The organism is Gilliamella sp. B3817 (genome assembly GCF_026536705.1).
Taxonomy (GTDB): Bacteria; Pseudomonadota; Gammaproteobacteria; order Enterobacterales; family Orbaceae; genus Gilliamella; species Gilliamella apicola_I.
The window spans coordinates 1-6,229 of sequence record NZ_JAFNNV010000018.1 but is presented as its reverse complement, the minus strand read 5'-3'; the positions used below and the strand labels follow the sequence as shown (position 1 = coordinate 6,229).

Here is a 6,229-nt window from a genome sequence, read left to right as displayed (position 1 = left end):
TTTGGGAAGTTGAATTCAACTACCAACTCAAACCTTTTCATAAATTTTATCTGGATGATGCACATACAATGTTATCCAGTCATATTCCCCCGACTGATGATGTGAAAGCCTTACAAGATGAACTCTGTTCAGACCCGGACAGCTACTACTATCAAGTTCTGGCGGGTGACGATAAGGATTTATTTGGTCAAAACGACAGTGACACGTCTGAAAATAATAGTTCTTCCGCCACATCCACTTCAATCAGTACGGCATCAGCCGGTGGTGATTTTAATAAAGTGTTAGCTGACAGTATGAATAACATTTTTGGGGCAGATATCGATGCCAGCGACGGGGATATCATGTTAGCTTATGTTATTCGTAATTACCTTTTATCGTTGCCAACGGATGTCATTTCAGGCATTGCCACCGAATACCGCAATAGCAGGGTATTACTGAACGAAACCGTGATAAGCGATCGTTTAAAAAAATTGGCGACAAAAATAGCCGATGGAAAAGTAACCGAAGTTAAGTTAAAAATCCGCATACCCCATATTGCCGAAGTTTTTGAAAAAATTGGCAAAATATCGGTCACTGGTGGGGTTGATTTTAAAACCAACTTAAAAACAGCAACGGGCGATAACCTTTATTTTAATAAGGCTAATTCAAAATTTTATATTATGGATTTGAATGGCAAGTCCCGAAATTTTACCCGGGCTGAATACGATGTGTTAAAACAAAAAACCGTGACACTTGATGTGAGCATGGTGACAGAAAATGCACGCGTACCGCAAAATTTACTGGATGATTTTAAAAAGCTGGCAAACGAAGATATTTTACCTATCCAAAAATTTCGACGATTTGTCGCGAAAGTTCCTAAGGATGTTGACATTTCGGTAATGGCAAATGGGGATGAATTACAACAATCATCATTAAAAGAAGTTAAAAATAAAAAACTGAACCATGTTCCAACAGAAAATCAAAAAATTAAAGTGAATGGTTTAGCCAAATGTTTTTTAAACGTAGTGATGTTGGGGTTCACACTGAAAGGATTAGAAGAGAACCGAAAACAACTTCAATCCGAAACCGACCCAATAGCACGAGCTTTTCTGACTTATGATATCTGTTCGGGTTACATTGCACTGTGTGGCATGATGACCGAAGTGGTGGGGCATATTATCAAAATGGCAACCGGTAAAACAGCATTAAGGGTCAGCAATTTTTTAACCCGTTTTCCGCACGGCGAAAGTCGACTCATCACACAAAGTTTGCAAAGAGCTAACGGCATAAAAAACTTTTTCAATATCACCAATAAATTTGTCAATATTGCCGGTAAAGCACTTGGTGTCTTAACAATAGTTGATGGTGCGATGGAAATATTTAAAGGGTTTAATTTAGCGTTGAAGGAAGGGGAAATAGCAGCTGGAGCTTTTCATATAGTTGGTGGAATAACTGTGATTATTGGAGCGCTCATAACTTTTAAATATTTCACTTTACCTTTTTTGGCAGGAATGGCCACAGGAATTGGTATTGCTGTTGCTATTGCCGGTATGATTATTATCTATATTGCTTCTTTATTTGAGCGTACCAAGTTAGAGCGTTGGTTTGCGCGTTGTGGGTTTGGGGTTGATCAGTGTCGATACCCAATGACACCCAAAGGATTGCAAAATGCACTAAATGATTTTGCGTTTTTAACCTCGGGCATGTCACCCGAGCTAAAATTTGGGTATTCAGGGAGTGCAACAACCATAGTAGATGTTTTGAACGGTAATATCTATCCACCACTTTATCTTAGTATGACCATACACGGCTTTGATAAACAAAATGATAAATTACAATTTATTCTCACCATAAAGGATAAGACGGATGATACTAAAAAAGTGAAATTAGAGCTTAATCATAATAGCGAAACGTGTCTACTTGAACCTAAGATTATTGAAAATACGATGGATATGAACAATGGGAGACAACTGGTTGCGCTTCCGCTTGATAAAGGAAAATATTATAAATATCAATCCGAAGAGGTAGACATAGATAATAGCGATAAAACAATGAAAGTGGTGGAAGGTACCCAAACCAATCTGGTGATAAATTACAAATTGGCTGAAGTCAATTCCAGATATATCGAAAAGGTCATATATGCGGTAGAGCTGAATTATCAAAAACCCAATATGATTAACGGTGATAAAATCGAATATTCCCAGCCTTTACACCTATCTTATGAGTTTGAAGGGAATCATGCCAACTTGAAAATGAAAACATTCTAAGGAGTAAAAAATGCCATCACGTTACAAACCATCACTCCCCAAATGGAAAAGCGATTTATCTAAAGGGGGCGGACCGGGGAATAAGCGTCGTGCTAATTATATTGCATGTGCGACGGATAATTATCTTGAAATCTATCGTAAACGAAAAATTATAGGATCTTATTTCTCATTTTTTTTAGTGGGAGGTGGAGAACTTTTGCTTATTTGGTTATTTTTTTTTAGTCTAAATCAAAAAAATATTCCTTGGATTGCCGTGATGGTGTCTTTTGTTGGAGCTATAGTGTTTGGTCTGGCACTTTATATAATTTCTTTCACTTTTCTTTTTTATCAATGTGCTCCGGCTAGTAGTCCTATTCGCTTTAATCGTAAAACAGGCAAAGTTTATCTTTACGAAGCGGTGGCAATGGAACGGATGTCGATGAAAATATGGCCACCGCTAAAAGAATTTAAATATTTAAATAAATTTCATATAAAAGTTTATGATTGGGAAAACTTTCATGCCGTATTGCAAGGTTATACGGTAGTTAATCCGCAAGGTGGTAGTTATGAAAGTTATACTTTAGCAGGGGTTGCTTGTGAGCCCAATAGTTATAAAGTGATTGAATATATTTATATCCGTGAAACAGATTGTTTTGCGGAGGATTGGGATTGGATTTGTCATTTTATGGAATGGAACACAGATAAACCATTAGACCAAGCAGGTTTAGAATACGTTGATTATAAACCTTGGGATGCCAAAACCTTTATGCAAGTCAAACCGAAGTTAAAAATCACCTCGAGACAAATTGAAGGGTTAGACAAAGCATCGAAAGCGGGCTCAAAAGAAGAGCTAGCCCAGATAGAACAAGAGTATGAACTAACAAAAACCGTGTATCCGGTCGAATAATCTTCACATTAGTTTAAAAAATGGAAAGCAAAACAATCAGGATAGCAGGAGTAAAAAATGCCATCACGTTACAAACCACAAATTGTTTGTTGGAAAAGTGATTTATCTAAAGGGGGTGGGTTGGTTAAACGTCATGCTAATTATGTTGCATGTGCGACGGATAATTACCTTGAAATCTATCGTAAACGAAAAATTATCGGACCTTATATTGGATTTTTTTTATTGGGAGGTGGAGAAATTTCGGTTATTTTGGCTTTTTTTGTTTGTTTAAATCAGAATAATATTCCTTGGCTTGCCGTGATATTGTCATTTATTGCATCTTTAGGAGGAGGTCTGGTTGTTTATTTAACTTTTTTCACTCTTCTTTTTGGTCACTATGCCCCCGTAAGTAATCCAATTCGTTTTAATCGAAAAACAGGCAAGGTTTACCTTTACGAAGCGGTGGCAATGAAATGGATGTTTAAAGCATGGCCACCGAGAAGAGCCTTTAAAGATTTAAACAAATTTCATATAAAAGTTTATGATTGGGAAAACTTTTATGGCGTATTACAAGGTTCGACAGTGGTCAATGTAAAAGGCGGTAGCTTTGAAGATTATGCTTTAATTGGGGCTGTTTGTGAGCCTAATAGCTATAAATTGATTGAATATATTTATATTCGAAAAACAAATTGTTTTGCGGAGGACTGGGATTGGATCTGTAATTTTATGGAATCGGACATCGATAACCCCATAGACCAAGCAGGTTTAGAATACGTTGATTATAAACCTTGGGATGCCAAAACCTTTATGCAAGTCAAACCGAAGCTAAAAATCACCTCCAGACAAATTGAAGGATTGGACAAGGCATCGAAAGCGGGCTCAAAAGAAGAGCTAGCCCAGATAGAACAAGAGTATGAACTAACAAAAACCGTATATCCGGTCGAATAATCCTAACATTAGCTTAAAAAACGGAAAGCAAAACAATCAGGATAGCAGGAGTAAAAAATGCCATCACGTTACAAACCACAAATTGTTTGTTGGAAAAGTGATTTATCTAAAGGGGGGGGGGCCGGTTAAACGTCATGCTAATTATATTGCATGTGCAACGGATAATTACCTTGAAATCTATCGTAAACGAAAAATTATCGGACCTTATATTGGATTTTTTTTATTTGGTAGTGTAGAAATTCTGCTTATTTGGATGTTTTTTTATTCATTGGATGTATTGGCTGCGGCTACAGTGGCTTTTGTTTCATCTATTGGGTTAGGTTTGTTTCTTTATTTAGTTTTTTTTAATTTGCTTTTTGGTCACTATGCCCCCGTAAGTAATCCAATTCGTTTTAATCGAAAAACAGGCAAAGTTTACCTTTACGAAGCGGTGGCAATGAAATGGATGTTTAAAGCATGGCCACCGAGAAGAGCCTTTAAAGATTTAAACAAATTTCATATAAAAGTTTATGATTGGGAAAACTTTTATGGCGTATTACAAGGTTCGACAGTGGTCAATGTAAAAGGCGGTAGCTTTGAAGATTATGCTTTAATTGGGGCTGTTTGTGAGCCTAATAGCTATAAATTGATTGAATATATTTATATTCGAAAAACAAATTGTTTTGCGGAGGACTGGGATTGGATCTGTCATTTTATGGGATCGGACATCGATAACCCCATAGACCAAGCAGGCTTAGAATACGTTGATTATAAACCTTGGGATGCCAAAACCTTTATGCAAGTCAAACCGCAGTTAAAAATCACCTCGAAACAAATTGAAGGATTGGACAAAGCATCGAAAGCGGGCTCAAAAGAAGAGCTAGCTCAAATAGAACAAGAGTATGAACTAACAAAAACCGTGTATCCGGTTGAATAATCTTCACGTTAGTTAAAAAACGGAAAGCAAAACAATCAGGATAGCAGGAGTAAAAAATGCCATCATGTTATAAACCACCAATTGGTTGTTGGAAAAGTGATTTATCTAAAGGCGGTGGGCCAGGGATTAAACGTCGTGCTAATTATATTGCATGTGCAACGGATAATTACCTTGAAATCTATCGTAAACGAAAAATTATCGGACCCTATTTTGGATTTTTTTTATTTGGTAGTGCAGAAATTTCGTTTATTTGGTTATTTTTTTATTTATTAAATCAAAATAGTATTGATTTATGGGTGATTATAATGTCGTTTGTTATATCTATAGTGGGAGGTCTGGTTGTTTATTTTATTCTTTTCAATCTTCTTTTTGGTCACTATGCCCCCGTAAGTAATCCAATTCGTTTTAATCGAAAAACAGGCAAGGTTTACCTTTACGAAGCGGTGGCAATGAAATGGATGTTTAAAGCATGGTCACCCAGAAGAGCCTTTAAAGATTTAAACAAATTTCATATAAAAGTTTATGATTGGGAAAACTTCCATGGTGTATTACTAGGTTCGACAGTGGTCAATGTAAAAGGTGGTAGCTTTGAAAGTTATACGTTAGTTGGGGCTGCTTGTGAGCCCAAAAGTTATAAAGTGATTGAATATATTTATATCCGTGAAACGGATTGTTTTACGATGGATTGGCATTGGATCTGTCATTTTATGGGATCGGACATCAATAAACCCTTAGACCAAGCTGGCTTAGAATACGTTGATTATAAACCTTGGGATGCCAAAACCTTTATGCAAGTCAAACCGAAGTTAAAAATCACCTCGAAACAAATTGAAGGGTTAGACAAGGCATCGAAAGCGGGCTCAAAAGAAGAGCTAGCCCAGATAGAACAAGAGTATGAACTCACAAAAACCGTGTATCCGGTCGAATAATCCTAACATTAGCTTAAAAAACGGAAAGCAAAACAATCAGGATAGCAGGAGTAAATCGGGCTTTTTCTTCAAATTGTACAATTTAACGATTGGATTATAGGTAATGGTATTGTAAATACAATCAAAAAAAACGCTATTTTAATCATTAAACTGATTATTAATCTAAGTTATTTAAAAAATATAGTTAAATAAATGTTAATTTTATTTTAAAATAATAAGAAAAGCTTTGTACCGATAATGAAAGTTTAGATAGTACAATTTGCATAATAAAAAGTATGAATGGAAATAGTCATGAAAGCTCATTTAGACAAATTTATCAACTTGA

The 6,229-nt window shown here is 36.0% G+C and carries 5 protein-coding genes; all 5 read left to right on the top strand.

All coding sequences use genetic code 11. The features are described 5' to 3' along the window. The coding region (locus tag J3U36_RS11280; RefSeq protein WP_267385924.1) for a hypothetical protein at positions 1–2,246 on the top strand (2,246 nt) is incomplete at its 5' end. Positions 2,247–2,256: 10 nt separating this feature from the next. Continuing rightward, positions 2,257–3,132, top strand: a complete 876-nt coding sequence (locus tag J3U36_RS11275) for a DUF6708 domain-containing protein (protein WP_267385923.1) — start codon at positions 2,257–2,259, stop codon at positions 3,130–3,132. Between the two features lie 57 nt (positions 3,133–3,189). Beyond that, on the top strand, positions 3,190–4,059 hold the full coding sequence (locus J3U36_RS11270) for a DUF6708 domain-containing protein (protein WP_267385922.1): 870 nt from the start codon (positions 3,190–3,192) through the stop codon (positions 4,057–4,059). A gap of 97 nt (positions 4,060–4,156) precedes the next feature. Next, a complete protein-coding gene (locus J3U36_RS11265) occupies positions 4,157–4,975 on the top strand; it encodes a DUF6708 domain-containing protein (protein WP_267385921.1) in 819 nt (272 codons plus the stop codon). A gap of 56 nt (positions 4,976–5,031) precedes the next feature. Beyond that, positions 5,032–5,904 (top strand): DUF6708 domain-containing protein, encoded by an 873-nt coding sequence (locus J3U36_RS11260; RefSeq protein ID WP_267385920.1) that lies wholly within the window; start codon positions 5,032–5,034, stop codon positions 5,902–5,904. The last annotated feature ends 325 nt before the right edge of the window (positions 5,905–6,229 follow it).

Coding starts and splice junctions, on each gene's coding strand:
- J3U36_RS11275 (WP_267385923.1), top strand. CDS start 2,257: ATGCCATCACGTTACAAACCATCACTCCCCAAATGGAAAAGCGATTTA.
- J3U36_RS11270 (WP_267385922.1), top strand. CDS start 3,190: ATGCCATCACGTTACAAACCACAAATTGTTTGTTGGAAAAGTGATTTA.
- J3U36_RS11260 (WP_267385920.1), top strand. CDS start 5,032: ATGCCATCATGTTATAAACCACCAATTGGTTGTTGGAAAAGTGATTTA.